This is a genomic window from Bradyrhizobium sp. CCGE-LA001, from assembly GCF_000296215.2.
GTDB lineage: Bacteria > Pseudomonadota > Alphaproteobacteria > Rhizobiales > Xanthobacteraceae > Bradyrhizobium.
The window spans coordinates 500,025-526,442 of record NZ_CP013949.1 but is presented as its reverse complement, the minus strand read 5'-3'; the positions used below and the strand labels follow the sequence as shown (position 1 = coordinate 526,442).

Here is a 26,418-nt window from a genome sequence, read left to right as displayed (position 1 = left end):
TTGCCGATCACCGATTGAAGAGCTGCCGCAGGACGTCGTTCATTGGCTGACTGTCCTGCTGCGCCATCGATGCGTCGTCCTGAGCCGGGGGCGCCGGAGAGGCCTGCGGGGCCGGCGCCGATGGCGGTGCCGGCAGGCTGCGGCTGCGGCCCGTCCCAGTGCCGGGGCTGGCGCCTGCCCCCGTTCCGCTGGAAAGGCCCTGCTGGATCAGATTGCCGAGGGCCTCGCCCAGAGGGCCGCCTAGCAAATTGTTCTGTCCCGGCTGCTGACCTTGCGGATTGGCGCTGCCGGCGCCCGGTGCGGGGGTGCCGCCGAGACCGAGGTTGCCCAGAATGTTGTCGAGGCCAGCACCGTCAGGGCCGAACAGGCCCTTGCCCATCTCGCGGAGCTTGGCATAGGCGGCGTCCGGATTATCCAGCATGCCGGCCATGTCAGGATAGATCCGCGGTTGCGACCAGCTGCCCTGGATCATCACAGGAATGCCGAAGCCGACCGGATCGGAGGTGCGGCCCTGGCCTTCGGTCGTCATCACGAGCTTCGGCTCGACGCGAAAACCCATCATCTTGGTATCGAGCGCGATGGTGCCGGCGCCGGTCACCCGCACCAGTGGCCCGATCAGATTGAGATCGGTCGTCACTGCCTGGCCCTTGTCGATACGGAAGGAGGCCGAGAGCTGCGACAGGTCCGTGCTCTGCTCCGGGCTCGGGTTCTGGTTTTCCTGCCAGCCGGACAGCGTGCTCGTCGTCAGCGAGCGGATCATCTGCGCGACGTTGATGCCGCGGATCGCGCCGTCCTGGAAATTGACGAAGGCCGTGCCCTGCATGTTCGCCATCAGCGCGCGCTGGCTGGTGCCGGCGCTGCGCAACGCGAGCTTGGCCTGCAGCTTGCCGTCGATGCGGTCGAATTCGGCAAGTCCTTGAAGCAACGGCAGCGCGCGCACGCCAACGAGGTCGGAATGCATGGCAAAGCTCGGCGCACCCGTGGTCGCGTCGAGGATCACTTCGCCCGAAATCTGGCCGCCATAGGCGCCGAGATTGGCGGTGCCCGCCTTCAGCACGCCGCCGGCGAGCTTGGCCTCGAGCGCGAGCGGCGCGATGCGCGCATCGCCGATCACGGCCTCGTTCGCGGAGATCCGCACCTGCGCATCGACATAATTGAGCCCGGAGACGTCGATCGGCGCATTGCTCCAGGGCTGGCCGGACGTCCCCTGCGGCGATTTCGCCAGCGGGATCGCGAGCCGCTGGAAGTCGAGATCGACCTTGACCAGAGGCTTGCTGGCGATGTCGACCGACGCCCAGCCGTTGAACGTTCCATCGCCGAGCCTGCCGTTCACGCCGTTGATCATCACGACGTCGCCGTTCATCCGCATCTCGGCATGTCCCGCGAGCTGGGACTTCAGCACGCTGGGCATGTCGATGGCGAAATCAACTGGAATCGCCTGCCGCTCGCCCGGCGCGGCCGGCGTCGTAGCCTTGATGTCGAACTTGGTCGGGTGCTCACCGACGCGCGCGGTGCCGGCGATGTTCACCTTGCGGTCTCGGCCGACGACGGCATCGGCATTGATGGCGCTGATGCGGCCCTCGATGCGGTCGCGCACGCGCGCAAATGCGACCTCGCCGTCGATGATCTTGATCTGGTCGATGATCGCACCACCGGTGTCGATCGTGCGCGGCCTCGCTGCGGTGCCGGCATTCGGCAGGCGCTCACGCAGCAACGGCTGGTAGAGCACGGGATGGGTGACGACGAGCTCGCTGATCTCAGGACGGCCCGACCATACGCTGGAGAGCGACATGTCGGCCTGCACGCTGTCAACCGTCAGGCGCGTGAGGCCGTTGCGGTCCTTCGGGTCTTGCAGCGTGAGATCGTTCAGGGTGACCTTCAGCGTCGGCCACAGGCTGATTTTCGTGGTGCCGTCGACCGACAGGCGATAGCCCGTTGCGCTCTCGACCCGCGAGGCAATCGTCGAGGTCAGGAAGCCGGAGGGGATCCCGATCACCAGCAGGATTGCGATCACGACGATGACGACGGCCAGTGCCGCGCCGACGAACCTCAGTGCTCTCATCTCGACTTCCCAGCGGCGGACAATGGGCTGCAACCCGGCAGATTGCCCGTCTTTTACTCGTGAGTTTATCCCGGGACGGGAAGCGGCTCCAAGCGCGCAAAAATAGTCTTGGGGTGCTGCAAAGTTATGTGACTTATGACACACTTCCCCGGCGTGGTTTTAAGCGATCCTGATGTTGATGGTTCCAAGCGATTTGCCAAGGGCATTCACGACCAAATTGACAGGACATTGAAATGAGCAAGCAGGCCGAATTTGCGGTCATCCTGAAGATGAATGCGATGTTCGCGGATCTCGGCGCGGACGAGCTCCAGCGATTGTCCAGCCTCTGCCACACCCAGCATCTGGGCAATGGCGAGGTGCTGTTCCAGAAGGGCGATCCCGGCAACGCGCTGTTCGGCGTGCGCCGCGGCCAGGTCCGCATCGAGACCGGCGCCTCCGACGGCAGCCGGCTGACGCTGAACTTCATGGGCCCGGGCGACCTGTTCGGCGAGGTCGCGGTGCTGGACGGCCAGAGTCGCACGGCCGATGCGACCGCGGGCGAGACCAGCGAGCTGTTCGTGCTGCGGCGCGAGGATTTCCTCGGCTTCCTCGAGCGCGAGCCGAAGGTCGCGATCAAGATCATCGCGCTGCTGTGCCAGCGCATCCGTTGGCAGAGCGAGCGCATGGAAGAATCCATGCTGCAACCGCTGCCGGTGCGTCTGGCCCGGCGGCTCTGCGCGCTCGCCGCCGATTTCGGTTCCGAGGTGCACATCTCGCAGGAGCAACTCGGCGTCTTCGTCGGCGCCGCCCGCGAAAGCGTCAACCGCCAGCTTCAGGCCTGGCGCAAGGAGGCGATTCTGGATCTCCAACGCGGCCGCATCCTGCTGCGCAACATGACCAAGCTGACGGCGATCGCGCGGAACGAGTAGCGATCAACCGACCGGAAGCCTGCGCCGGCGGACGCGATCCCGATCGACGGTGACGATGCTGCTCTGAATCTCGTCCTCGGTCAGCACGGATAAGACCTCTGCCAATCGGAAGCGGACGGCCGCTTCTGCCCAGTCACCGCCTCGGAATAGAATGAGGCTTGGGCCGTCGCTGCCTGCAGTCGCAATGAGCCGCGGATAGTCTAGGTCTGCCGTAATGATGGTGCGCGCTTCCCGCCTGGAATAATCGACAATGTCAACGTCACTGGCAGCGTGGAGCCCGATCGCGGAAGCATGGACGGCGTCATGCCCCGACTCCGCGAGCCAGCGCGATAGCGCTGGCGAGAGCGGCATATCGATCAAGAATTTCACTTCGCCGGAACTGCAGGGTGCAGCTCGACAGCCTCATCCTCTGCTAGGAAAGCGGCATAACGCAGCGCTTCATCGATGTCTTCGCGTTCGAGATAGGGATATTCATTGAGGACTGACTCGCGGGTCTCACCGGCCGCCAATAAGCCGAGCAGCCGCGCGACCGGAAACCGCAGCCCGCGAATGCAGGGCTTACCGGTGCAGACCGCAGGATCGATCGTGATGCGCGTGAAGTTCATAAACACAATATAGCTCGCACGGCCGGCTTTCGCCAGTGCGAGATCCGCCGCCGTCTTGCCTCAGATCCTACTCCGCCGCGGGCCGCGCGACGTTCGTCGGCGCGGCGTTCGCCGGCGTTGTGCCCGCCGTTGCGTGATGGCCATCAATCTCGGCATCTTCGCTGTGCACGATCAGGCGCTTGGCGAAGCGCCAGATCAGGGCGCCGAGATCGTCCATCACCATGAACATCGCGGGCACGAACACCAGTGACAGGATGGTCGAGAAGATCAGGCCGCCGATCACCGCGAGCGCCATCGGCGAGCGGAACTCGCCGCCGGCGCCGACCGCGAGCGCGCTTGGGATCATGCCCGCTGCCATCGCGATCGTGGTCATCACGATCGGGCGGGCGCGTTTCATGCCGGCATCGATCATGGCCTCCTCACGAGGCTTGCCGGCCTTGATGGCCTCGATGGCGAACTCCACCAGCATGATCGCGTTCTTGGTGACGATGCCCATCAGCATCAGGATGCCGATCCACACCGGCGTCGTGAGCTGCTTGCCGGTGAGGAGCAGAGCCGCGATCGCGCCGCCGATCGAGAGCGGCAGCGAGAACAGGATGGTGATCGGCTGGAGGAAGGTGCCGAACAGCAGCACCAGCACGGCATAGACCATCATCAGGCCCGCCGTGATCGCTGTCGCGAAGCCGTCAGACAGTTCGTTGAGGCTTTCGGCATCGCCGGAGGGCGAGACCTTCACGCCCTTCGGCCGGCTCTTCATCACCGGCAGGTCGTTGATTTTCTTGGTGGCGTCGCCGAGCGCGGCAGAGCCGACGAGATCGGCGGCGACGGTCGCTTGCCGTTCACGATCGTAGCGGTTGATGCTGGTCGGTCCCTGGTCGAGCTTGACGTCTGCGATGACCGAGAGCGGCACGCCGCCCTTCTCACCGCGCTCGCCCAGCGGCACGCGGAGCTGCTCGAGCGTCTTGAGATTGCCGCGCGCGGCATCCTCGAGCTGGACACGGATCGGCACCAGGCGATCGCCGACGTCGAACTTGGCGAGTGCGGGACCGACGTCGCCGATGGTGGCGACGCGGATGGTCTGCGACAGGCTTTCGGTCGAGACTCCAAGCCGCGCGGCGAGATCGGCTCTCGGCTCGATCCGCAGCTCGGGCCGCTCCAGCGTAGTTTCCGAGATCACGTTGGAGATGGTCGGAATCCGCTTCATCTGCGTGGCGAGCTCGCTCGCGAAATTGTTGACGATGTTGGCGTCGACGCCGGTCACGACCAGCGAGATGGCGCGCAGGCCGTTCTCGTCGAGGAACCAGAAGCGGATGTCGGGAATGTTCTCCAGCTCCTGGCTGATCGAGAATTCGAGCTCGCGCTGGGTAATGTCGCGGTCGTCCTTGGGCGTGTAGTTGATGATCAGAGATGCGCGCCGGACCTCCTGGGTCCCCGGCGGAACTCGCCCGCCGTCGACGAAGATGCTCTTCACCTCGGGTCGCTTGCGCAGGCGCGCGACGATGTCCTCGGTGACCTTTTCGGTGTAGGCGAGCTGAGTGCCCGGCGGCAGCTCGAGAGCGAGCAGCGAGCGGGCACTGTCCTGCGCCGGCAGGAAGCCCTGCGGCAGCAGCGTGATGCTCCAGATCGAGGCGGCGAAGACGCCGAGGCCGACCAGCACCGTGATGAAATAGTGTTTCACCGACCAGGCCACGATCCCATGGTAGGCTCGCAGCACGCGGCCTGGTGGCGGCTCTTCGTGTTGGCCGTGTTTGAGGAAATAGGCGGCGAGCACAGGCGTGACGAAGCGCGCCGCGAGCAGCGAGAAGAACACTTGCACCGAGACGGTGATGCCGAATTGCTTGAAGAACTGTCCGGCGATGCCCGACATGAAGCTCGCGGGCGCGAAGATTGCGATGATCGTCAGCGAAATCGCGATCACCGCGAGGCCGATCTCGTCAGCGGCTTCGAGTGCGGCGCGATAGGGCGACTTGCCCATGTTCATGTGCCGGACGATGTTTTCGATCTCGACGATGGCGTCGTCGACGAGGATGCCCGTCGACAGCGTGATGGCGAGGAAGCTGACGAGGTTCAGCGAGAAGCCAAGCAGGTCCATCGCCCAGAATGCCGGGAAGATCGACAGCGGCAGCGAGACCGCGGCGATGATCGTGGCGCGCAGGTCGCGCAGGAACAATAGCACGATGATGACGGCGAGGATGGCGCCTTCGAACAGGGTCGAAATCGCCGCGTGATAATTGCCGTTGGTGTATTCGACCGAGGTGTCGATCACCTTCAGGTCGACGTCGGGATAGGCGGCCTTGAGCGCGTCGATGCGCTTCTGCACGGCCTCGGCCACCTTCACGTCGCTGGCGCCCTTGGAGCGCTTGATGCCGAGCGCGACGATGGGCTCGCCGTTGAAGCGGGCGAAGGTGCGGCGGTCGGCGATGGTGTCGGTGACGGTACCGAGATCGTCGAGCCGGACCTCACCGCCACCGAACAGCGGGATCATCGTGCCGGCAAGGTCGCCCAGCGTCTTGGCGCCTGCGAGCGTGCGGATCGCCTGGTCGTTCTTGCCGATCTCGGCACGGCCGCCGGCGACGTCGACATTGGTGCCGCGCAGGCTCTGGCTGACATTGACCGCGGTCAGGCCCATTGCCTGCAACCGGTCCGGGTCAAGCGAGACCAGGATCTCGCGCTCGACACCGCCGATACGCTCGACCTGGGCGACGCCGCGGACGCCTTGCAGCGCGCGCTTGACCACGTCGTCGACGAAATAGGAGAGCTGCTCCGGCGTCTTGCCGGGCGAAATCGCGGCATAGGTGACGATCGGCAGGCCGATCACGTCGACGCGCTGGATCAGCGGCTCGGTGACGTTCTGCGGCAAATTGGAGCGCACGCGCGTCACGGCATCCTTGATGTCGTTGAGCGCGCGGTCGGTGTTGGTCTCCAGCGCGAACTGGATCGTGGTGACCGACACGCCGTCGGTGATCGAGGAGGTGATGTGCCGCACGCCCTCGACGCCGGAGACGGCGTCTTCGACCGTCTTGGTGACCTGCGATTCAAGTTCGGCGGGCGCCGCGCCGAATTGCGAGACTACGACCGAGATCACGGGAATGTCGGCCGACGGCAGCCGCGTCACCGCGAGCTTGGTGAAGGAGACCCAGCCGAGAACCAGGAGGATGATCGAGAAGACGACCGACGGCAGCGGATTGCGGATCGACCATGCCGAGATATTGAGAGCCATCAGCGTACCCGCGTGCGATCGAGTTCATCGGCGAACATGGTTTTGATATGGTCGCCGTCATGGAGAGAAGAGCCGGCATCGGCGACGACGATTTCGCCGACCTCGAGCCCTTCCAGAATTTCCGTGGCCGTGTCGGACGACAGCCCGACCCGTACCTTGCGCGTCTCGACGACATTGCCCTTGACGACCTGCACGGTGAGATGGTCGATCGCGGTCTTGGGGATCGAGACGCCGCAGCTGCGCTTGGCGTCGATCGAGGCCCGGGCGAATACGCCGACCTTCAGCGAGGGATTGTTGGTGACGCTGATGCGGACGCGCCCGAGCTGGGTCGTGCGGTCGATTTCGGGGGCAACCAGCCGGACCCGCCCAATCAAATCGGGTGCGTCGTCGCGGCTGATGCGCACGGTCGCGCCGGGATTGAGCTTGGTCATGTGCACCGCCGGGACCTGGGCATCGAGTTCGATCTCGTTGTTGACGGCGATGCGAAACATCGGGCCGGCCTGAGGGGAAGCCGGCGCTCCGACGATGGTGCGGACCTCGGTGATGAGACCCGGCGCGGGCGCCTTCAACGAAATCGGGCCTTGCGGGCCGGGTCGCTGCGGCTGGCCCGGAATCTGCGGCGGCGGGGTCAGACGCGCTAGCTCCTGGTTGTCGGTGACGACCGCACCCTCGGTGACGAGGAGATCCGTAACCCTGGATCCTTCCTGGTCGGCGACCACGACCGCCTCGCGACGCGGCACGAAAAATCCCGTCACGCGCACGAGGTCGGAGAAGCAGGCATTGGTCGACTTCGTCACAATGACGAGCGCCTCGCCCGGCGTCTCCTTCGGCTCGGGGCGACGCCGATGCTCGAAAAGATAATAGCCGATGCCGACTGCAACGACGAACACCACGGTTCCGGCAGGCTTGAGATATTCGGTGAATTTCATCGCCGGATCATCCTGGCCTGGCTCACGGCCATCCGCGCGAGGCCCATCGAGAGCGTTTCCCTGAAATAAAGCGGCGTCCCGCACGGCTGCGGGACGCGCTTTTGAAGCGAGATTTTACACCGCATCACGACTCGTCACTGCAAAGGATTGCGTCGTGCTCACTTCGATGCGGTGGTCTTGTTTTCCATGTTGACGACCTGCACGCGGCGATTGACCTCCGCCAGCGGCTGGCTGGGGTTCTTCAGCTTGCTCTTGCCATAGCCGACGGTGACGAGATCGGTGGCCGAGATGCTGTACTTGTCGACGAGGTAGCGCTTGATCGAATCCGCGCGACGCTCCGACAGGTCCTGGTTGTAGGCTTCGCCGCCGGCAGCGTCGGTGTGACCCGCGACCACGAAGGTCGAACCCTTCAGGTCGGGGCTGGTCAACGCGCGGCCAAGCGCCTGCACGGAGGGCATCGACTTCGCGCTGATATTGGCGGAATTGTAGTCGAACGTAATCTCGAGATCGATGTTCGGCTTGTCCTTGGCAGCCAAGGCGATCTCCTCGCGCTCGGTCGACGACAGCGAGCGCGTCGAGCGGCCACGGACGGACTGGATCAGCTTGGTCTCGGTCGCGCTCGGCGCGGGCTCGGCCGGCGGGGCGATCGAGAGCCCGCGGGTCAGGGGCTTCTTCGCCGGCGGAGCGAGCGCGCGGAGGATCTCATCCTCGGTGACGTTCTTGCTGTTGCTTTCGTCGCCCGCGAAGGCGGACGAGGCCGGCAGCGACAGAGCGGCGCCGATGATGATGATGGACAGGATCGCGGTCAGTCCCCTTGCAGCCAATCTCATAGCCAGTCCCTCCTGCGCAGCCAGATCGCGTGTTTCCAAATTCCTGCAAGCGGCCCTCGAAAAGCGCCGCCTGTAGCATCCGCCCCATTAGTCTTCCGTGGGCAGCTTAAGGTTCGAAAGCCCCAATCACCTCAGCCCAAAAAAAATCAACGGACTCCGTAACTTGCGAATTCCTGAACGATGTTCGGGTCCATCGCTTTGGCATTGGCAATGTCCAGCGCCCCTTCCTGGGCGGAACCGTTGCGCTGCTTGGCGAGGCCGCGCCCGTAGAGCGAGGAGGTCAGGCGCGGATTGATCTTCAGGGCCGCGTCGAAATCGGCGATGGCGTTCTTGACCGCTCCCGACTTCAGATTGACGAGCCCCCGGCTGTCCAGCGCGTCGACGAAGTTCGGCCGCAGCCGCAGCGCCTCGTTGCAATCTTTCAGCGCGGCCTGGAGATCGCCGACCACGGTGCGAGTCCAGCACCGGTTGTTCAACGCCTCGACGTCCTTCGAATTGATCCGGAGCGTATCGTCGAAATCCTTGATCGCGAGGTTGTAGGCGCCCTTGCTGGCATAGACCTGTCCACGCCGGTATAGCGCGTTCACGTCGTCAGGATTGGCGGCGATCTTGGCCGTCAGGCTCTTGATCGTGGGGTCGTCGGCCAGCACGGCCGCGCTCGGCCCGCTGTCCGCGCTCGGCGCCGGAGCGGGATCAACCGGCTTCACGGGCGGCGGCGGAGGCGGCAGGGCAGCCTCGACCTGCGGCTTCGGCGAAGGGGCTGGCACGGGCGCCGGCGGAGGTGCAGGCGCCGCAACCGTGTCGGCCGGCTTCGGCGGCGGAGGCGGTGTCGGCGGCGCGGGTGGAGCCGGCGGCGGATTGTTGGCGACAACGGCCGGCGGCGCGGGCGGCGGCGGCGGATTTGACGGGCGCGATCCGCCGGCCCCCGGAATGAACGAGAAATCTTCGGCCAAGGAAGAGGATATCCACGGCACCTGCTCGCCGCGCGAGGCACGGGTGACGCCCATCTTGGTACGGTTCAGCGTCTCCTCGGCCATCAGGTCGGGGACGCGGATTTCCTTCAATAGTTCCTGGACGAACAGGCTGCGGTCGCCACCAGCGTCCGAGACCACCGAGGCCAGTGCCGCCGAATACATCACCAGCGTGCCGTTCGGCGCGATGACCGGCGTCAGGCCGGCCGAGAAGCTGCGGAACCGGCGTTCAAACGGGTTGCGCCTGGAGGCATCGATCAACGCGATCTTGACGCCGGCACCGCGGGTGTTGAGCTCGCCGAGCACCGTCTCCAGGCTGAAACCGTCGCGGCGCACGTCGGATTCGGTCCAGATCTGCGCATCGACCGGCAGCATGTAGCTTTGACGGGCCGACTGGATGCCGAAACCGCTGAAGAATACCAGCGCCACCGAGCCCGGCTTGATCTTGCTGTAGAGCTTGTCGAAGGCGCGGCGCATGGCGTCGCCGGTCAGATTTTCGCCGATCTCGACCGAAAAGCCGTCGCGCTTGAGCTCGTCGGCGACGGCGCGCGCATCGTTGATCGGTTCCTTCAGCGGGGCGTCCGCATCCGGATATTTGGCGTTGCCGATGACCAACGCAAAGCGCTCGCCGGCCGCAAGCGATGGGGCAGTCGGGACGAGCGAGATGAGCAAGAGCAGCAGAAGAAAGAAGCGAATTTTCATAATCAGCGCGGTCCAGCCAAAAAGGCGCCGTTCCCAGCTTGCGCCGCGGCGACCTTAACTTACGCTCCATTCATTATCAAACCGGGGGTGGGGGGCGTCAACCGCTTGGAGATTCGACTTTATTGCGACGATCGACCGCAAGACAGGGGCACGTTGCGAAGGCAATGAAGAAGCTGTCATGGTTGTACTCAATGGATCGGCTCGATCCTGTCGGCGGATGTTGGGGCAGCCAGGGCGTCAGAGATGTGATTGGTCTCACATTGCAGGAGTATGGCCTTCGCAACCTTGTGGTCTTCGCAACCTCAGGTGTTTGACCTTTGCGTCGGACAATGGCTTGGTGCGCCGGCTCGTCCCCGAAGGTCCATTCAAAAGAAAAAGCAAAGAGCAGAGTCATGGGAAACGCCTACGAGATCTACGCGCTGCGCTATGCGACGATGTCGCCCCGCACCCCCCACATGAACTTCCTCGTGCCCGATCCGCATGACAGCGCGGCGCAGGATCTCGATTATTTCGTCTGGCTGATCCGCGGGCACGGCCGCGACATCCTGGTCGATACCGGGTTCAACGCCGAGGAGGCAAGTGCGCGAGCCCGCAAGCTGACGCTCAATCCGGTCGATGCACTGGAGCGGTTTGGCGTCGCCGCGTCCGCGATCCGCGACGTCATCGTGACGCATCTGCATTACGACCATGCCGGCAATCTCGATCGCTTCCCGCAGGCGCGCTTCCATCTTCAGGAGCGCGAGATGGCCTACGCGACGGGGCGCTGCATGTGCAACGGCCTGCTCCGCCATCCGTTCTCGGTCGAGCACGTCACGCTGATGGTGCGCCATGTCTATGGCGAGCGCGTCACCTTCTATTCCGGCGACGGCGAGGTCGCCCCCGGCGTGACCGTGCATCGCGTCGGCGGCCATTCCGACGGCTTGCAGGTGGTCAGGGTGGAGACTTCACGCGGGCCGGTCGTGCTGGCCTCCGATGCCGCGCATTACTACGCCAATCTCCAGCGCAAGAGTCCCTTCCCGATCGTCTACAATGTCGGCGACATGGCGCAGGGCTGGGAGACGATCGAGCGCCTCGCTGGTCACCCCGACCGATTCATTCCCGGGCATGATCCGATGGTGACGGAGATCTATCCGCGCGCCAGCGACAAGGTCGATGCCTGGGCGCTACACCTGCCGCCGTCGCGGTCGTTTGCGGAATGATGCGATAGCGTCATTCCGGGGCGTCGCATCGCGGCGAGCCCGGAATGACGAAAGCGCTAGTACGCCTGCTTGGCGTCGGCCTCTTCGCTGGTCTGGATCAGGTCGAGGCTCTGCTCGATCTTGCCGAGGAGGGCCGAGAGCTGCTTGCGCTCCTGTGCGGAGAGGCAGGCGAGGATCTCGTCTTCCCGCCGAAGCAATTGCGGAAACAGCTCCTCATAGAGCGCGCGGCCCTTCTTCGTCAGCTGCAGGCGGAATTCGCGGCGGTCGGCTTCGTTCTCGACCCGCTCGATCAGCTCCCCGTTGAGCAGCGCGGTCACCGCACGGCTGATGGTCGATTTGTGCGTGCGGGTGCATTGCGAGATGAATTGCGCGCTACAGGCATCGTTGCGGAAGCCTAGCGTGGCGATCACGCGCCATGCCGGAATGTCGAGGCCGTGGCGCTCCTGATATTCGACCGCGAGCGCGGAACTCACCTCCGCCGCGAGCCGGTTGAGGCGGAACGGCACGAATCTGAACAAATCGAGCCGGGGCTTTGCTTTCGGCAATGCCTGGTCGGCCCCGCGTGTCTTCAGCGCAGTGTCTGTCGTCCTCGCCAAAAGAGCGCTCCGAATTCCAGTTGACGACCGGCCGGCTCCGGTCCAAAATAGTTGCACGTGAGACTATCTAGCAGATCAGTCCGCTTCTGACCAGAGCCGAGGTTCGTCTATGGCCCAGGCCAAATCCCAGTTCGGCTATCGACGCCACCCCGATCAGGATCGTCCGGGCCAGAACCCGGCCGCACATCCGGTCGTGGTCGTCGGCGCCGGTCCGGTCGGACTGTCGCTGGCGATCGATCTTGCCCAGCGCGGCCAGCGTGTCGTGCTGCTGGACGATGCCGACCGCATCGGCGAAGGCTCGCGCGCGATCTGCTTCTCGAAGCGGTCGCTGGAATATTGGGACCGGCTCGGCGTCGGCGACCGCATGGTCGAGAAGGGCGTGGTGTGGAGCGTCGGCCGCATCTTCCACGGCGAACAGCAGCTCTACCAGTTCAATCTGCTGCCGGAGGACGGCCACAAGCGGCCGGCCTTCATCAATCTCCAGCAATATTACGCCGAAGCCTATCTGGTCGACCGTATCCAGGATCTGCCTGCGATTGATCTGCGCTGGCGCAACAAGGTGACGGCGCTGGAGCAGCGCAACGATGCCGTTGCGCTCACGATCGAGACGCCCGAGGGGGCCTATCGCTTGCACGCGCAATATGTCATCGCCTGCGACGGCGCGCGGTCCTCGCTGCGGCAGATGGTTGGTGCCGAGTTCGCCGGACAGGTGTTCGAGGACCAGTTCCTGATCGCTGACGTCAAGATGACGGCGGAATTCCCGACCGAGCGCTGGTTCTGGTTCGATCCGCCGTTCCATGCGGGACGCTCGGCGCTTCTGCACCGGCAGCCCGACGACGTTTGGCGCATCGATCTCCAGCTCAATCGCTATGCCGACCCCGTCGTCGAGAAGAAGCCGGAGAACGTGCGGCCGCGAATTGCGCGCATGCTCGGCCACGACAAGTTCGAGTTCGAGTGGATCTCGCTGTATAAATTCCAGTGCCGGCGGATGGACCGCTTCATCCATGGTCGCGTCGTCTTCGCGGGCGATTCCGCGCATCAGGTCTCGCCCTTCGGTGCGCGCGGCGCGAACTCGGGTCTCGAGGACGCCGAGAACCTGTCCTGGAAGCTCGACCGCGTGCTGCGCGGCACGTCGCCCGCGAGCCTCCTCGAGAGCTATCACGTCGAGCGGAGCCTGGCGGCAGACGAGAACATCCGCGAGTCCACCCGTTCGACCGATTTCATGGCACCGAACTCGCATCAGGAGGCGCGGCTGCGCAAGGCGGTGCTGTCGCTGGCCAAGGAGACCGAGTTCGGCAAGCGCATGGTCAATGGCGGCCGGCTTTCGGTGCCATGCAGCTATGACTCGCCTTTGTCTTCACTCGATGCGGATGCCTGGCGCGGTGGACCATCGCCCGGCTGTTCCATGCTCGACGCGCCCGCTGCAACGCCGGCCGGCGAGCAAATCTATCTGACGGATGCCTTCCGCAAGAGCGGAACGGACTTTACCTTGCTGTCGTTCAGCAACGGCGCGCCGATCGATGCGCCCGATGGCGTCAAGCGAATCCACATCGGTGGTGAGGGTGGGCTTGCCGATCCCTCAGGCCTGGTTGCAAAGCGCTACGGCGCCGAACCCGGCGCCGCCTATCTGCTCAGGCCCGACGGTTATGTCGCGGCGCGCTTCCACCGTCCAACGCGGGCGACGATCGCGGCAGCCCTGGCGCGCGCCGAAGGCTTGTATTGAGGTTTCACATGCCGCTCTCCACCAGCTCCAACTTTGCGCGGCCGGACGATGCGTTCCGCGCCATCGTCGAAGCGCATCGCGGCCTCACCGAGGAGCAAAGCGCCGATTTCGACGCGGCGCTGGTGCTGATTCTCGCCAACCATATCGGCGACATCGACGTGCTGCGCGAGGCGATCACCCTCGCCAAGAGGCGCATGGTCGATGGCCAGCAGCAACAACAGCAACAACAATAACCCCTGATTTAAGGATGAACTGATGGCGAAGAACTTCGCATCCACCGGTGATCTCTCCGAGAAGAAGATCACCTTCTCCGAGATCGGCACCGATCTCTACGCCTTCACCGCGGAAGGCGATCCGAACACGGCGGTCATCGTCGGCGATGACGGCTGCCTCGTATTCGACGCGCAGGCGACGCCCGCGATGGCGAACAAGGTGATCGAGCGTGTGCGCACCGTCACCGACAAGCCGATCAAATATGTCGTGCTGTCGCACTATCACGCCGTTCGCGTACTCGGCGCCTCCGCCTACAAGGCGCAGGGCATCGTCGCTTCGCAAGAGACGTACCGGCTGATCGAGGAACGCGGCAAGCAGGATTGGGATTCCGAATACGGCCGCTTCCCGCGTCTGTTCCAGGACGCGCAGAGCATCCCCGGCCTGACCTGGCCGACGCTGACCTTCGAAGGCGAGATGTCGATCTATCTCGGCAAGCGCGAGGTGCGCCTGATGCAGTTAGGGGCCGGCCACACCTCCGGCGACATCGTCGCCTGGGTGCCCGATGCCGAGGTGATGTTCTCCGGCGACCTCATCGAATATCACTCGGCCTGCTATTGCGGCGATGCTCACTTGCGCGAATGGCCGACGACCCTGAACGAGATCCGCAACTACAATCCCAAGGCGATCGCACCAGGCCGCGGCGATGCGCTCAAGGGCACCGCCACGGTGCGCGAAGCCATCGCGATGACGCGCGACTTCGTCACCTCGCTCTATGGTGCCGCCGAAATCTCAGTCGCGAAGGGGCGTACGCTGAAGGAATCGATGGCCGCGACCCGCGAAGTCATGGACCCGAAATTCTCGAGCTTCGCCATCTACGAGCACTGCCTGCCGTTCAACGTCTCGCGCGCCTACGACGAAGCGTCGGGGATCGACGATCCCGTGATCTGGACCGACAAGCGCGATCAGGAAATGTGGGCCGCCTTGCAAGGAGGAGGATAGTCATGAACATCAATACCTCGCCTGATCAGATCGTTCGCAGCTCCGCACAGGTGACGCCCGGCTACATGTCCGGCTTCGGCAACAGTTTCGAGACCGAGGCGCTGCCGGGCGCGCTGCCGATCGGGCGCAACTCGCCGCAGCGCTGCGCCTACGGTCTGTATGCCGAGCAGCTCTCCGGCTCGCCCTTCACGGCGCCGCGCGGCACGAATGAACGCTCCTGGCTCTACCGCATCCGCCCCTCGGTGAAGCATTCCGGGCGCTTCGAGAAGGTCGATGCCGGCCTCTGGCGCTCGGCACCATGTCATGAATATGATCTGCCGATCGCGCAGCTGCGCTGGGATCCGACGCCGCTGCCGAAGGAGGATGTGACCTTCCTCCAGGGCGTGCAGACGATGACGACCGCCGGTGACGTCAATACCCAGGCCGGCATGGCCGCGCATGTGTACCTCATCACCAAGTCTATGGTTGACCAGCATTTCTACAATGCCGATGGCGAGCTGATGTTCGTGCTCCAGCAGGGCAATCTTCGCCTCGTCACCGAGTTCGGCCGCATCGACGCCGAGCCCGGCGAGATCGTGGTGATCCCGCGCGGCGTCAAATTCCGCGCCGAGATTCCGAACGGACCGGCGCGCGGCTATCTCTGCGAGAATTACGGCGGCGCTTTCACGCTGCCGGAGCGCGGGCCGATCGGCGCCAATTGCCTCGCCAATGCACGCGACTTCCTCACGCCGCTCGCGAACTACGAGGACAAGGACACGCCGACCGAGCTGTTCGTGAAATGGGGCGGCTCGCTGTTCAAGACGCAGCTCCCCCATTCACCGATCGACGTCGTCGCCTGGCACGGCAATTACGCGCCGTATAAATACGATCTGCGCACATTCTCTCCCGTGGGCGCAATCGGCTTTGACCATCCCGATCCCTCGATCTTCACGGTGCTGACCTCGCCGTCCGAGACCGCGGGCACCGCGAATATCGACTTCGTCATCTTCCCCGAGCGCTGGATGGTCGCCGACAACACCTTTCGTCCGCCCTGGTATCACATGAACATCATGAGCGAGTTCATGGGGCTGATCTACGGCGTCTACGACGCCAAGCCGCAAGGCTTCGTCCCCGGCGGCATCTCCTTGCACAATTGCATGCTGCCGCACGGTCCGGATCGCGACGCCTTCGAGCATGCCAGCAACGGCGAATTGAAGCCGGTGAAGCTGACGGGCACCATGGCCTTCATGTTCGAGACGCGCTACCCGCAACGCGTCACCGCGCATGCCGCGAAGTCGTCGACGCTTCAGGACGATTACGCGGATTGCTGGAAGGGCCTGGAGAAGCGGTTCGACCCGAACAGGCCGTAGCTTTCTTCCCCTCTCCCCTTGTGGGAGAGGGTGGCTCGCCGTGAAGCGGCGAGACGGGTGAGGGGTCTCTCTCCGCGTGTGACTCTCTTACTTCTGCATTCGCGGAGAGAAACCCCTCATCCGGCGCTTCGCGCACCTTCTCCCACAAGGGGAGAAGGAAGATAGGACCGAGCCAAAGTGACAACGCACCCCAACGATCCCAGCCTCCGCTCCTTCATCGAGGTCGATCCCGCCTCCGACTTCCCGATCCAGAACCTGCCCTATGGCGTGTTCTCGACGGCGGCCAATCCGACGCCGCGCGTCGGTGTCGCGATTGGAAATTACGTGCTCGATCTCTGGGCGCTCGAGCAGGATTCCCGGCTCGACGTTGGTCCGCTCGGCGTCTTCTCCGCGCCCTCGCTCAACCCGTTCATGGCGCTCGGGCCGAAAGTGTGGACGAAGACGCGGGCGCGGATCAGCGAACTCTTGCGTCACGATCATCCGGAGCTGCGCGACAACGAAGAGCTGCGCAAGCAGGCCCTGGTCCCGATGCGGGATGCGAGGCTGCATCTGCCGTTCACCGTCTCCGGCTACACCGACTTCTATTCCTCCAAGGAGCACGCCACCAATGTCGGCGTGATGTTCCGTGGCAAGGACAACGCGCTGCAGCCGAACTGGCTGCATATGCCGATCGCCTATAACGGCCGCGCCTCCACCGTCGTGGTCTCCGGCACGACGGTGAAGCGGCCGCGCGGCCAGCTGAAGCCGCCGAACGTCGATCTCCCGAGCTTTGCACCGTGCAAGCGGCTCGACTTCGAGCTGGAGATGGGTGTCGTGGTCGGCCAGCCCTCCCCGATGGGCGGCATGCTGAGCGAGCAACAGGCCGAGGAGATGATCTTCGGCTTCGTGCTGCTCAACGACTGGAGCGCGCGCGACATCCAGCAATGGGAATATGTGCCGCTCGGCCCGTTCCTTGCGAAAGCGTTCGCGACCTCGATCAGCCCGTGGGTGGTGACGCGCGAGGCGCTGGAGCCGTTTCGCCTCAAAGGGCCGGAGCAGGAGCCGGCGCCGCTCGATTATCTCAGGCAGACGAAGCCGCAGAACTACGACATCGCGCTCGACGTGTCCTTGCGCGCCGCGGGCGCAAATGCGCCGGCCGGCATCAGCCGCACCAATTTCAAATACATGTACTGGTCCTCGGTGCAGCAGCTGATGCACCACGCCTCCTCGGGCTGTGCCATGAATATCGGCGACCTCCTGGGCAGCGGCACCATCTCCGGGCCCGCGAAGGAGCAGCGCGGCAGTCTTCTGGAGATCAGCTGGAACGGCACCGAGCCGGTCGAGCTGCCCGGTGCCACCAAGCGCTCGTTCCTCGAGGACGGCGACAGCCTCGTCATGCGCGGCTGGTGTCAGGGCAATGGTTATCGGGTGGGGTTCGGTGAGGTCGAGGGGACGATCTTGGCAGCGGAGTAGAGCTTGACACACTCAGACCGATCTTCACGATCGCGCGGCCGCTAACGCGCCGCGCTTCGGCCCGATCGCCTCGAAGCCGGCCTTCTGCTCGTCGCTCAGATCGGCCTGGAAATCATCGAGCGCATCGCTGACGCCGCCGACTGCCTGCAGCATCGTCTCCAGCCGTGTCTTCACCGAAGCAAGGCGGCCCTGCGGTGTCTCCGCAGTCTTCGCGGGACAGGCACTCAGCGTCTCCAAGGTGCGCAGGGTGGTGTCCTGGAGCACGTCGAGGCGGGCGCGGGCGACCTCGTCGAGCTTGAGCGTGGAGGCGATGTCGGCGGGCCATTGCTGCTGCACGAGCTGCTCGTATTGACGCTGCGCCTTTTCGTCGTAGCGGGGATCATAGTCTGGGGCGCAGGCAGCGGCGGCCGCCTGCATGTCCTTCTGCGCATCCTTGCGCTGGACCGCGGCAAGCGCGGCGCGGCGCTCGTTGGCGAGCGCATCGAGCCTGGCTTTCTGGTCGTCGGTGAGGAGACCGACGAATTTCGCAAGCGGCGCCGCGACCGCGTCCGTTGCCTTGATCATGGCCTCGAGGCGCCCGCGCATCAGGCCGAGACGTTCGGAAGCGGTGGCCGGAGCCTGCTCCGGACATGCTGCGCGGATGGTATCGCGCGCAGCGTTCCAAGCCGATGCAAGCTCGTCGAGCGCGGTGCGCTGCAATTCGTTCGGCTGCACGGTGCCGGCGATGCGTTCGACGGGCAAGCCGCCGGTGTCGCTGGCGTCGCAGAGAGCCTCGGCAGACGGGATTTTCCGCGCGCGCCGGCCTTGCGGGGCGGTGTAAGCGGCAAGCTCGGTGGCGGCGTAAGGCGCGAAGATCGCGGCATAGATGTCGCCATAGCCATACAGCGAGAAGCTGGTGGTATCGCCCAAGATGACTGCGGTTGTGAGATCGTCATGCGCGAACGGCCAGAACACCGGGCCGACCCAGCCATAGCTACCGTCGGGATGGCGCCACCAGCCCTGCGGACGCCTTCCGCCCTGCCAGCCCGACAGCGCAGCCTGCGCCGTGAGCGCGGCACGCATGACATAAGGATTGGCCGGCTGGCCGCGCTCGGCACCGCGAGGATCCTGCGACCTCAGCGCGGCGGAGCGGTAGCGGCTTCCGCGCACCGCCATGCGGGAATGACGCAAGCGCGCCATGCCGAGCACGTGACCAACGGCAAAACGCGCGACCCCGACGGGGCCGCCGCGAATTCCGAACTGAGCTTCGGCTTTATTCGGCAGCAGCACTGCCACAAACAGGAGAGCGGCGCCGGTCAGCGCCAGTCCCATGCGTCCCGACACGAAAGCTGACCTGAGCACCTCGGCCTCCTCCCAGCGCCAAGCGCGCACTGCGCCGCATCACGATGACGCGTGGAGGGACCGAATGTTCCATGGCGACACAGGGCAAAGCGTCGCGGGCGATGTTGCCTCGCTGCTTTCGGCCCTCACTGCGCCTTTTGCGGCACGACGAAGGTCTGGCCGGGATAGATCAGGTTGGGGTTCTGGATCTTGTCGCGATTGGCATTGAAAATCACGGCGTAGCGGGCGCCGTCGCCATAAGCGAGCCGGCTGAGCGCCCACAAACTGTCGCCGCGCGAGATCACACGGTTGCCGCCCGCCTCTGCCGGTCCAGCGCTGATCGCATCCGCAGGCGACGCCGATGCGACGGTGGTGTGGGCCGGTGTCCGCGCCATGGCCCTCGGCTTCGACGCGCCGGTCAATCTGGGCCGCGCCGCAGGGCCGTCGGGGGCGGAGGCCAGGCGCGGCGAAGCCGACGGCAAGGACGCTACGACATCCGACTTGTCGCCAGGCGTCTCGGCCTGTTTCGCTTCCTGACGCGCGGCCGGCGCCGGGCGTGCCGGCGGCGATGCGACCTCGGCGATGGTCACAGGCATGGAGCGGCTGGATTGCGTGACGGTTCCGTCCGTCGATTTCGCCCGCAGGCTCAGCTCGTAGGAGCCGGCCGGAAGCTGCGGCGGCGTCATCACGAACTGACCGGACGCATCGGCCACGACCGAGTCGAGCGGCTTGCCGTCGCGCAGCAACTCGACCTTGGAACCCGGCGCCGCCCGCCCGGCGATCACCGCCGCCTCGCCATGATCGTCGATGCGCGCGACGTCGAAACGGGGACCGGCATCGGCCACAGGCGGCGCTGGCTTGACCGGCGCGAGATCTGCCAGCGCCGCGACCTGCTTCTGCGTCTCGGCCAGCGCGTCGGCCTTCGGCTCGGGCGCCGGTGCCGGCGACGCGGCTGGTGACGTCGGCGCGTTGGAAACAAGCTTCTGCTGTTCCGGTTTGGGTTGCGACCTGGTTTCGGCCTTGGTTTCGGCCTTGGTTTCGGTCTTGGCTTCCGCTTGGGGCTCGACCTTGGCTTCGGTCTTGGCTTCGGTCTTGGCCTCCGGCTTGGCCGCGATGGCGACCTCGGTCTTCGCCCCCGACGGCAGCAGGCGGCGCAGCTCGGTGGGGCCGATCACCAGCACGGTGCCGATCACCGCGAGCAGACAGAGTGCAATGAAGGCCTTGGACGCGGTCATCATCGGAAGAACCTTAATCAGAACCTTGGGTCGCAAATCAGCCGGATGCGCAAATTGCGCCGATTTGGCTGCGGCAGCAAGACGATCGTTGGACTGATACGGCCGGACAAGCCCCCCAAGAACGTCGCCGTGAAAGGCCTCGCCGGACCGGCGGATCCGCCGGTCACGCCAGGGAACAACCCTCTGATTTCGCTCCGATTCATACTCTCCTAACCTTCGCCGGTAACGGCGTCTTGTTGGTTTTGCTGCATCTTGCGTCCGACGGGAGGGCTGGATGGGCACATCGATACGATGGACCGCGCGGATGCGCGCGTTGCTACGCCGCTGGCGCGGGGCGCCGCTGACATGGCTGATCGTTGGCGGCTTCGTGCTGATGGCCGCGACTGCCATCGCCACCGCGCTCACCGTCGACCGCTTCCGGCAGAATGCGATCGAGAGTGGCCGCGACAGCCTGGAAAACTCCGTCCGGCTGCTGGCCCGGCATTTTGACCGCGAGTTCGAGGACTTTGCGGTGCTGCAGAAGAGCATCATCGCCGAGCTCGAAAGCCATGGCATCGAATCCGCCGAAATCTTCCGCAGCGAGATGGGCACACTCGCCATGCACGAGGTGCTGCGCGCAAAGGCCAGTGGCTGGTCCGACGTCGCCGGCGCCAACGTGTTCGATTCGAACGGCATCCTGATCAATTCGTCACGGCGCTGGCCGGTCGCCGATGTTTCGGTCGCCGACCGCGGCTATTTCAATCGCCTGAAGAACGATCCGGCCGCGCAGGAAGAGATCGAGGTGGTCCAGGGCCGGTTCGGCAACGGACCGGCAATCGTGTTCGCGCGGCGCGTCTCCGGCCCGCATGGCGAATTCCTCGGGCTCGTCTCGCGTGCGATCGCACCGGGGCAGCTCGAATCCTTCTTCGCCTCGACCGGGCTCGGCGAGGAATCCTCGATCGCAATGCACCACCAGAACGGTCAGCTGCTCGCGCGCGTTCCGCATGTCGAGGCGATGATCGGGCAGAACTACCGCAAGGGCACGCCGGAGCAGATGGCGGTGTTCGAGCGCACCTTCGTCACGACGCAGCTCGCAAGTCCGATCGACGGAAAGGACCGCATCGTCGCCGCGCGCCTCCTCACCGGCGAGCCGCTGGTGGTCGTCGCGACCAAATCACTCGATGCGACGCTGGCCACATGGCGCACCCAGACCAAGTTCTTCGTCACCGTTGCCGTGCTGTCGATCGGCCTGCTGGTGCTCACGCTCTATCTGATCTTCCGTCAGATGACGCATCGGCTGTCCCTGGAGAAGCAGCGGCTCGACACTGCGATGAACACCATGACGCAGGGTCTCCTGATGTTCGATCAGGACGAGCGGATGATCGTCTGCAACCGGCGCTACATCCAGATGTACGCCTTGTCGGGTGAGGTGGTGAAGCCCGGCGCCTATTTCCGCGACGTGATCCAGCACCGTCACGATACCGGCTCCTTCCACGGCGACGTCGCATCCTATTGCGACCGCGTCCTTGACAATGTCGGGCGCACCCAAAGCACCATCGTCGAGACGACCGACGGCCGCCTGATCGAGATCAAGAGCCAGCCGAGCGCAGCCGGCGGCTGGCTCGCGACCCATGACGACGTCACCGAGCGCATTCGCGCCGACGAGCGCATCGCGCACATGGCGCATTACGACGCACTGACCGACCTGCCCAACCGCGTGCTGATGCGCGGCCATCTGGAGCGGCGCGTCGCCGAGCTCGGCCAAGGCAAGCCGTTCGCGATCCTCTATATCGACGTCGACGAGTTCAAGGGCGTCAACGATTCGCTCGGACACGAGGTCGGCGACGAGCTGTTGCGCCAGGTCGCGAATCGCCTCCGCGCCTGCGTCAGCGGCAACGATATGGTCGCGCGGCTAGGCGGCGACGAATTCGCCGTCATCAAGGCTGGCACCAACGATCCGGCCGAGCTGACGGCACTGGCGGAAACCGTTCTTGCGGCGCTGCGCACGCCCGTGCATTACAAGGGCCAGGAAATCCCGACCGATGCCAGCATCGGCATCGCGATCGCGCCCGACCATGGCGACAATATCGACGATCTGCTCAAGCGCGCCGATCTGGCGATGTACGCGGCAAAGTCCGAAGGACGCCGAACCTTCCGTATCTTCTCCCCGGAATACGACGCCAAGGCGCGGCAGCGGCGGCAGCTCGAGCTCGATTTGCGCCAGGCACTTGCGCGCGGCGAGTTCGAGGTACACTACCAGCCGCTGGTCGACCTCGCGGCCGATGTGGTGACCGGCTGCGAGGCACTGCTGCGCTGGCGCCACCCCGAGCGCGGCATGGTCTCGCCCGCGGATTTCATCCCTGTCGCCGAAGACATCGGCCTGATCGGCGAGATCGGCGAATGGGTGCTGAAGCAGGCCTGCCTGGAAGCTGCGAGCTGGCCCGGCCAGATCCACATCGCGGTAAATGTGTCGCCGGTGCAATTCCGCTCCCGGACGCTGGCGCTCAAGGTCGCGGCCGCGCTCGCGGAGTCCGGCCTTGCGCCGAACCGTCTCGAGCTCGAGATCACCGAGACCGTGCTGATCCGCGACGACGAGGAGGCGCTGACGATCCTCCAGCAGCTGCGCGAGCTCGGCGTGCGCATCGCGCTCGACGATTTCGGCACCGGCTATTCCTCGCTGAGCTATCTGCACCGCTTCCCGTTCGACAAGATCAAGATCGACCGCAGCTTCATCAACGACATCGGTCGGTCCGAAGATTCCTCTCCGATCGTGCAGGCCGTGGTGCACATGGCCGCCGCCCGCCACATGGCGACGACAGCCGAAGGCGTCGAGACCGAAGCCCAGCGCGCGGTGCTGCGTCAGCTCGGATGCAGCCAGATGCAGGGCTGGCTGTTCAGCCCGGCCGTGCCCGCGGCGAAACTGAAGCAGCTCTTGTCGGCCCAAGCGGCAGCTGCTTAGGGGGCTGACCGCCCCTTGTCACGAAATGTCCCGCCTCCATCCGGTCGTGCGTTTGCGAAAACGCGCGCCGGCTTGGCGCAGGATCAGGCAAAGCATGGCTGCTTCAGGCAATACGCCACGTCCTGCAACCCATAGAACGCACCCAGTCCGTAGAAACACGGGCGACTGATCCAAAGCTCGACACGATCAGGAGAACCGCAATGACCGGGAACACCGCTCCCATGCGCGATCCCTCGCAGCAGGGCCTGCCACCCCCACCTCATGCACAGCCGGAGGACAGCTCGCACTCCGACCGGCGCGTCGCCGGCGCGGAGATGGCGCGCGTGCTCAGGACCGAGCCGTTTCGCGTGGCGCTGGACGCCACTGGCGCCGGCATCGCGCACTGGAAGCACGATCCGCTGCACGACGTGGTCGAGCCCATGAGCCACCACGTGATCATGGCCTATAACGGCGTGATGCAGCGCATGGAGCGGCGTTCGGGACGATCAGTTGCGATCGGCACGTTTCGTCCCGGCGTGCTGATCATCATTCCGGAAGGATCGAGCTCCAGATGGGACATTCCGAAACCCGTCGACGTGGTTCAGCTCTATCTTCCCGATGCGACGCTCAAGCGCGTTGCCGACGAAGCCGGAACCGCGCCGGCCGACCTGCTCGAACGAACGGCGTACCCCGACCCCATCACGTCGCGACTGCTGCTGAGCGCGGCGGACGCGATTGAAGGTCATGGTGCGCTGGATGATCTGTTTCGGCATCAGCTGACGGATCTTCTGGCCACGCGCATTCTGGCTGCACATACGGGCACGCCGGCGACGTTACAGCCGAGCATGGGCGGGCTGGCACCGAAGATCCTGCTCCGCGCGATCGAACGTTTGCGCTCGGACAGCGATGCCGACGTTTCGCTTGATGCGCTGGCGTCGGATGCGGGTCTGTCGCGCTTCCACTTCTGTCGCGCCTTCAAGGAAAGCACCGGCCTGTCCCCGCATTCCTGGCTGCGCCAGCACCGGCTCGAGCAGACCATGAAGATGCTGCGCGACAGCGACGACACGGTCGTCTCGATCGCAGCCGCTCTCGGCTATTCCTCGCAAACGGCCTTCGCTGCGGCATTCCGCAAATTGACCGGCGAGACGCCGAGCGACTGGCGCAGGCGCCACACGCGATAGCGACGATCGTTCGAAGCGCAAGCTAAGTCCTTCTCGACGACGCGGGACGCGTTGATGGCGCGTGCCCGCGCCGTAACTGTCAATCCCACCACCCACCCTCATCTTCCGCTGCGAACGCCGGAGCGCATCGCCCGGTGGCCGGCACTTCCGCGCCAACTACTCACGGCAGCAATCGGCGACAGCCCGAGCGATTGGCGCAGGCGCCGGCGGTGACAGCAATCGCGCTGGAATCACGGCAATCGCTCTGGCGCAGCGGCAGATCCGATCGACTAGACCATCATCATGCCCAGACCGATCGAGGGAGACCGAAGATGAGCTGGAAAGAGATGACCCGGAAAGAGACGAGCTGGAAGAACTTCATCGGCCAGCGGGTGATCGCGTCGCGCCGCCGAGGCCTTGCGACCGCAACGTTGTACGGACTCTCGCTCGCCGTCCGCTTCACGTCCGCAACGGGCGAGGAGGTGGTGATTCCGGCGCATGCCATGAACCCGACCTACCCGCTGGTCTCCATCATGAATCGGAATGGCTCCGGCCTTCCGTATCAGGACTGGGGCTCGCGGAATCAATCGGTCGTCTTCCGTCAAGGCTGGCCATCGAGCTCGCCGCTGTCGCGCTGTATCGCGCCTTAGGGCCGACGATCGACCTCACTTCGTGCCGTCGCCGGACGCTGCCCCTGAGCGGGGCTGCGACGGCTCCCGCTTGGATTTTCGAAACGCAGAGATCAAGGAGTAAACTCATGCGAATAGTCATCATCGGCGCCGGCTTTGCCGGCATGTACGCCGCGCTGTCCGCAGCGCGCCTGCGTGAGATTCAGGGCGTGACGCCAGACCAGCTCGAGATCGCGCTGGTTGCCCCCGAGCCGACGCTCGTGGTTCGCCCGCGGCTCTATGAGCCGAAGCCCGAAACCCTGACGGCGCCGCTGCTCGACGTGCTCGCGGCCATCGACGTCAACTATGTGCAAGGCAGCGCCGAGACGGTCGACACCAAGTCCTGCATGGTGAAGATCGCCACCGTGAAGGGCACGAAAAAGACGCTCTCCTACGATCGCCTCGTCGTGACCACCGGCAGCCGGCTGTTTCGCCCGAACATCCCGGGGCTTGCCGAGCACGGCTTCAGCGTCGATTCCCTCGCGGACGCGATCACGCTCGACAAGCACCTGCACGGCCTCGCCAGGCGGCCGGCCACCAACGGGCGCAACACCGTCGTCGTCGCCGGCGGCGGCTTCACCGGCATCGAGGCCGCCACGGAAATGCCGGCACGGCTTCGCGACATTCTCGGCGCGAATGCCAATACCCGCGTCATCATCGTCGAACGCAACGATGCGATCGCGCCAGACATGGGCGCAGGCCCGCGCCCCGTCATCGAGGACGCCCTTCACAGACTTGGCGTGGAAACCCGCGTCGGCGCCGGTGTCGCCTCGCTCGACGAGTCCGGCGTCACGCTCTCCAGCGGCGAACACATCGAGACCGAGACGGTGATCTGGGCGGCGGGCATTCGGGCGGCGCCTCTGACCGCGCAGATTCCCGCCGAGCGTGACAAGTTCGGCCGGCTGCTGGTCGACCGCTGCCTGCAGGTGTCGGGCGTTCAGGGCGTCTTCGCCGCCGGCGATGCGGCACGTGCCGCCTGCGACGACGAGGGCAATTACGCGCTGATGTCGTGCCAGCACGCCACGCGGATGGGCGCCTTCGCCGGCAACAATGCCGCGGCCGAGCTGCTCGGCCTCGCGACGAGGCCCTATCACCAGAAGGGCTACGTCACCTGCCTCGACCTCGGCGACGCCGGCGCGCTGTTCACGCGCGGCTGGGAGCGCGAGGTGACGATGGTCGGCGACGTCGCCAAGAAGACCAAGCAGGAGATCAACACCGTCTGGATCTATCCGCCCAGAGCCGAGCGCGCCGCCGCGCTCGCCTCGGCCGATCCGGAGCGTGTGACCGACGTGTCCGGCTTCCTCTAGGCCCAGCACGCGATACGGGCCGCGCTTCGTCGCCGAAGCGCGGCCCGCTTGCC

General features: G+C 65.1%; 21 protein-coding genes. 11 read left to right on the top strand and 10 right to left on the bottom strand.

Annotation, left to right across the window (positions count from 1 at the left end; all coding sequences use genetic code 11):
- Positions 1-7: 7 nt before the first annotated feature.
- On the bottom strand, positions 8-2,062 hold the full coding sequence (locus BCCGELA001_RS02480) for an AsmA family protein (protein ID WP_060737451.1): 2,055 nt from the start codon (positions 2,060-2,062) through the stop codon (positions 8-10).
- Between the two features lie 233 nt (positions 2,063-2,295).
- Here BCCGELA001_RS02480 and BCCGELA001_RS02475 point away from each other — a divergent pair, with 233 nt between their 5' ends.
- Entirely contained in the window at positions 2,296-2,970 is a 675-nt protein-coding gene (locus tag BCCGELA001_RS02475) for a Crp/Fnr family transcriptional regulator (protein WP_008541793.1), read from the top strand.
- Positions 2,971-2,973: 3 nt separating this feature from the next.
- Here BCCGELA001_RS02475 and BCCGELA001_RS02470 read toward each other — a convergent pair whose 3' ends face one another.
- The 6 genes from BCCGELA001_RS02470 to BCCGELA001_RS02445 all read right to left on the bottom strand — a co-directional run bounded on the left by BCCGELA001_RS02470 (position 2,974) and on the right by BCCGELA001_RS02445 (position 10,227).
- Positions 2,974-3,321, bottom strand: a complete 348-nt coding sequence (locus BCCGELA001_RS02470) for a DUF5615 family PIN-like protein (protein ID WP_063921132.1) — start codon at positions 3,319-3,321, stop codon at positions 2,974-2,976.
- 14 nt (positions 3,322-3,335) lie between these two features.
- On the bottom strand, positions 3,336-3,575 hold the full coding sequence (locus BCCGELA001_RS02465; protein WP_008541788.1) for a DUF433 domain-containing protein: 240 nt from the start codon (positions 3,573-3,575) through the stop codon (positions 3,336-3,338).
- 67 nt (positions 3,576-3,642) lie between these two features.
- On the bottom strand, positions 3,643-6,795 hold the full coding sequence (locus BCCGELA001_RS02460) for an efflux RND transporter permease subunit (protein ID WP_060734544.1): 3,153 nt from the start codon (positions 6,793-6,795) through the stop codon (positions 3,643-3,645).
- Entirely contained in the window at positions 6,795-7,724 is a 930-nt protein-coding gene (locus tag BCCGELA001_RS02455; RefSeq protein ID WP_060734543.1) for an efflux RND transporter periplasmic adaptor subunit, read from the bottom strand. Before BCCGELA001_RS02455 ends, BCCGELA001_RS02460 begins: the two co-directional genes overlap by 1 nt.
- Positions 7,725-7,882: 158 nt before the next feature.
- Positions 7,883-8,554, bottom strand: a complete 672-nt coding sequence (locus BCCGELA001_RS02450) for an OmpA family protein (protein ID WP_060734542.1) — start codon at positions 8,552-8,554, stop codon at positions 7,883-7,885.
- Between the two features lie 146 nt (positions 8,555-8,700).
- The gene (locus BCCGELA001_RS02445) at positions 8,701-10,227 is read right to left on the bottom strand and encodes a caspase family protein (protein WP_060734541.1); all 1,527 of its coding nucleotides are present in this window, start codon (positions 10,225-10,227) and stop codon (positions 8,701-8,703) included.
- Positions 10,228-10,619: 392 nt separating this feature from the next.
- On the opposite strand from BCCGELA001_RS02445, the gene BCCGELA001_RS02440 reads away from it, so the two are divergent.
- Positions 10,620-11,426, top strand: coding sequence for an N-acyl homoserine lactonase family protein (locus tag BCCGELA001_RS02440; protein WP_008541755.1), 807 nt, complete (start codon positions 10,620-10,622; stop codon positions 11,424-11,426).
- 56 nt (positions 11,427-11,482) lie between these two features.
- Here BCCGELA001_RS02440 and BCCGELA001_RS02435 read toward each other — a convergent pair whose 3' ends face one another.
- Positions 11,483-12,022 carry a MarR family winged helix-turn-helix transcriptional regulator gene (locus tag BCCGELA001_RS02435; RefSeq protein ID WP_008541754.1) on the bottom strand — a complete coding sequence of 180 codons (540 nt, stop codon included), beginning with the start codon at positions 12,020-12,022 and terminating at the stop codon, positions 11,483-11,485.
- 109 nt (positions 12,023-12,131) lie between these two features.
- Between BCCGELA001_RS02435 and BCCGELA001_RS02430 the strand changes: the two genes are divergently transcribed.
- The 5 genes from BCCGELA001_RS02430 to fahA all read left to right on the top strand — a co-directional run bounded on the left by BCCGELA001_RS02430 (position 12,132) and on the right by fahA (position 17,758).
- The gene (locus tag BCCGELA001_RS02430) at positions 12,132-13,745 is read left to right on the top strand and encodes an FAD-dependent oxidoreductase (RefSeq protein WP_008541753.1); all 1,614 of its coding nucleotides are present in this window, start codon (positions 12,132-12,134) and stop codon (positions 13,743-13,745) included.
- A gap of 8 nt (positions 13,746-13,753) precedes the next feature.
- Complete coding sequence (locus BCCGELA001_RS02425) at positions 13,754-13,978, top strand: DUF2783 domain-containing protein (RefSeq protein ID WP_008541752.1); 225 nt, start codon at positions 13,754-13,756, stop codon at positions 13,976-13,978.
- Between the two features lie 22 nt (positions 13,979-14,000).
- Positions 14,001-14,957 (top strand): MBL fold metallo-hydrolase, encoded by a 957-nt coding sequence (locus tag BCCGELA001_RS02420; protein ID WP_060734540.1) that lies wholly within the window; start codon positions 14,001-14,003, stop codon positions 14,955-14,957.
- Positions 14,958-14,959: 2 nt separating this feature from the next.
- A complete protein-coding gene (hmgA, locus tag BCCGELA001_RS02415; RefSeq protein WP_060734539.1) occupies positions 14,960-16,306 on the top strand; it encodes a homogentisate 1,2-dioxygenase in 1,347 nt (448 codons plus the stop codon).
- A gap of 177 nt (positions 16,307-16,483) precedes the next feature.
- Positions 16,484-17,758 (top strand): fumarylacetoacetase, encoded by a 1,275-nt coding sequence (gene fahA / locus BCCGELA001_RS02410; protein WP_060734538.1) that lies wholly within the window; start codon positions 16,484-16,486, stop codon positions 17,756-17,758.
- Positions 17,759-17,782: 24 nt separating this feature from the next.
- On the opposite strand, the gene BCCGELA001_RS02405 is transcribed toward fahA, so the two are convergent.
- Positions 17,783-19,069, bottom strand: coding sequence for a Spy/CpxP family protein refolding chaperone (locus BCCGELA001_RS02405; protein ID WP_083543489.1), 1,287 nt, complete (start codon positions 19,067-19,069; stop codon positions 17,783-17,785).
- Positions 19,070-19,224: 155 nt separating this feature from the next.
- On the bottom strand, positions 19,225-20,316 hold the full coding sequence (locus BCCGELA001_RS02400) for a LysM peptidoglycan-binding domain-containing protein (RefSeq protein WP_060734537.1): 1,092 nt from the start codon (positions 20,314-20,316) through the stop codon (positions 19,225-19,227).
- 271 nt (positions 20,317-20,587) lie between these two features.
- On the opposite strand from BCCGELA001_RS02400, the gene BCCGELA001_RS02395 reads away from it, so the two are divergent.
- The 4 genes from BCCGELA001_RS02395 to BCCGELA001_RS02380 all read left to right on the top strand — a co-directional run bounded on the left by BCCGELA001_RS02395 (position 20,588) and on the right by BCCGELA001_RS02380 (position 26,365).
- The gene (locus BCCGELA001_RS02395; RefSeq protein ID WP_060734536.1) at positions 20,588-23,251 is read left to right on the top strand and encodes a bifunctional diguanylate cyclase/phosphodiesterase; all 2,664 of its coding nucleotides are present in this window, start codon (positions 20,588-20,590) and stop codon (positions 23,249-23,251) included.
- 200 nt (positions 23,252-23,451) lie between these two features.
- Positions 23,452-24,411, top strand: coding sequence for a helix-turn-helix transcriptional regulator (locus BCCGELA001_RS02390; RefSeq protein ID WP_008565224.1), 960 nt, complete (start codon positions 23,452-23,454; stop codon positions 24,409-24,411).
- Between the two features lie 311 nt (positions 24,412-24,722).
- The gene (locus tag BCCGELA001_RS02385; RefSeq protein ID WP_236840813.1) at positions 24,723-25,040 is read left to right on the top strand and encodes a hypothetical protein; all 318 of its coding nucleotides are present in this window, start codon (positions 24,723-24,725) and stop codon (positions 25,038-25,040) included.
- A gap of 107 nt (positions 25,041-25,147) precedes the next feature.
- Positions 25,148-26,365, top strand: coding sequence for an NAD(P)/FAD-dependent oxidoreductase (locus tag BCCGELA001_RS02380; RefSeq protein WP_060734534.1), 1,218 nt, complete (start codon positions 25,148-25,150; stop codon positions 26,363-26,365).
- The last annotated feature ends 53 nt before the right edge of the window (positions 26,366-26,418 follow it).

Excerpts from the sequence above, each read along its gene's own strand:
- BCCGELA001_RS02440 (WP_008541755.1), top strand. The coding sequence starts at position 10,620 with ATGGGAAACGCCTACGAGATCTACGCGCTGCGCTATGCGACGATGTCG.
- BCCGELA001_RS02385 (WP_236840813.1), top strand. The coding sequence starts at position 24,723 with ATGAGCTGGAAAGAGATGACCCGGAAAGAGACGAGCTGGAAGAACTTC.
- BCCGELA001_RS02420 (WP_060734540.1), top strand. The coding sequence starts at position 14,001 with ATGGCGAAGAACTTCGCATCCACCGGTGATCTCTCCGAGAAGAAGATC.
- BCCGELA001_RS02475 (WP_008541793.1), top strand. The coding sequence starts at position 2,296 with ATGAGCAAGCAGGCCGAATTTGCGGTCATCCTGAAGATGAATGCGATG.
- BCCGELA001_RS02480 (WP_060737451.1), bottom strand. The coding sequence starts at position 2,062 with ATGAGAGCACTGAGGTTCGTCGGCGCGGCACTGGCCGTCGTCATCGTC.
- BCCGELA001_RS02425 (WP_008541752.1), top strand. The coding sequence starts at position 13,754 with ATGCCGCTCTCCACCAGCTCCAACTTTGCGCGGCCGGACGATGCGTTC.
- hmgA (WP_060734539.1), top strand. The coding sequence starts at position 14,960 with ATGAACATCAATACCTCGCCTGATCAGATCGTTCGCAGCTCCGCACAG.
- BCCGELA001_RS02380 (WP_060734534.1), top strand. The coding sequence starts at position 25,148 with ATGCGAATAGTCATCATCGGCGCCGGCTTTGCCGGCATGTACGCCGCG.
- BCCGELA001_RS02390 (WP_008565224.1), top strand. The coding sequence starts at position 23,452 with ATGACCGGGAACACCGCTCCCATGCGCGATCCCTCGCAGCAGGGCCTG.
- BCCGELA001_RS02405 (WP_083543489.1), bottom strand. The coding sequence starts at position 19,069 with ATGGGACTGGCGCTGACCGGCGCCGCTCTCCTGTTTGTGGCAGTGCTG.
- BCCGELA001_RS02400 (WP_060734537.1), bottom strand. The coding sequence starts at position 20,316 with ATGATGACCGCGTCCAAGGCCTTCATTGCACTCTGTCTGCTCGCGGTG.
- BCCGELA001_RS02465 (WP_008541788.1), bottom strand. The coding sequence starts at position 3,575 with ATGAACTTCACGCGCATCACGATCGATCCTGCGGTCTGCACCGGTAAG.
- BCCGELA001_RS02445 (WP_060734541.1), bottom strand. The coding sequence starts at position 10,227 with ATGAAAATTCGCTTCTTTCTTCTGCTGCTCTTGCTCATCTCGCTCGTC.
- BCCGELA001_RS02395 (WP_060734536.1), top strand. The coding sequence starts at position 20,588 with ATGGGCACATCGATACGATGGACCGCGCGGATGCGCGCGTTGCTACGC.
- BCCGELA001_RS02455 (WP_060734543.1), bottom strand. The coding sequence starts at position 7,724 with ATGAAATTCACCGAATATCTCAAGCCTGCCGGAACCGTGGTGTTCGTC.
- BCCGELA001_RS02460 (WP_060734544.1), bottom strand. The coding sequence starts at position 6,795 with ATGGCTCTCAATATCTCGGCATGGTCGATCCGCAATCCGCTGCCGTCG.
- BCCGELA001_RS02430 (WP_008541753.1), top strand. The coding sequence starts at position 12,132 with ATGGCCCAGGCCAAATCCCAGTTCGGCTATCGACGCCACCCCGATCAG.
- BCCGELA001_RS02450 (WP_060734542.1), bottom strand. The coding sequence starts at position 8,554 with ATGAGATTGGCTGCAAGGGGACTGACCGCGATCCTGTCCATCATCATC.
- BCCGELA001_RS02470 (WP_063921132.1), bottom strand. The coding sequence starts at position 3,321 with ATGCCGCTCTCGCCAGCGCTATCGCGCTGGCTCGCGGAGTCGGGGCAT.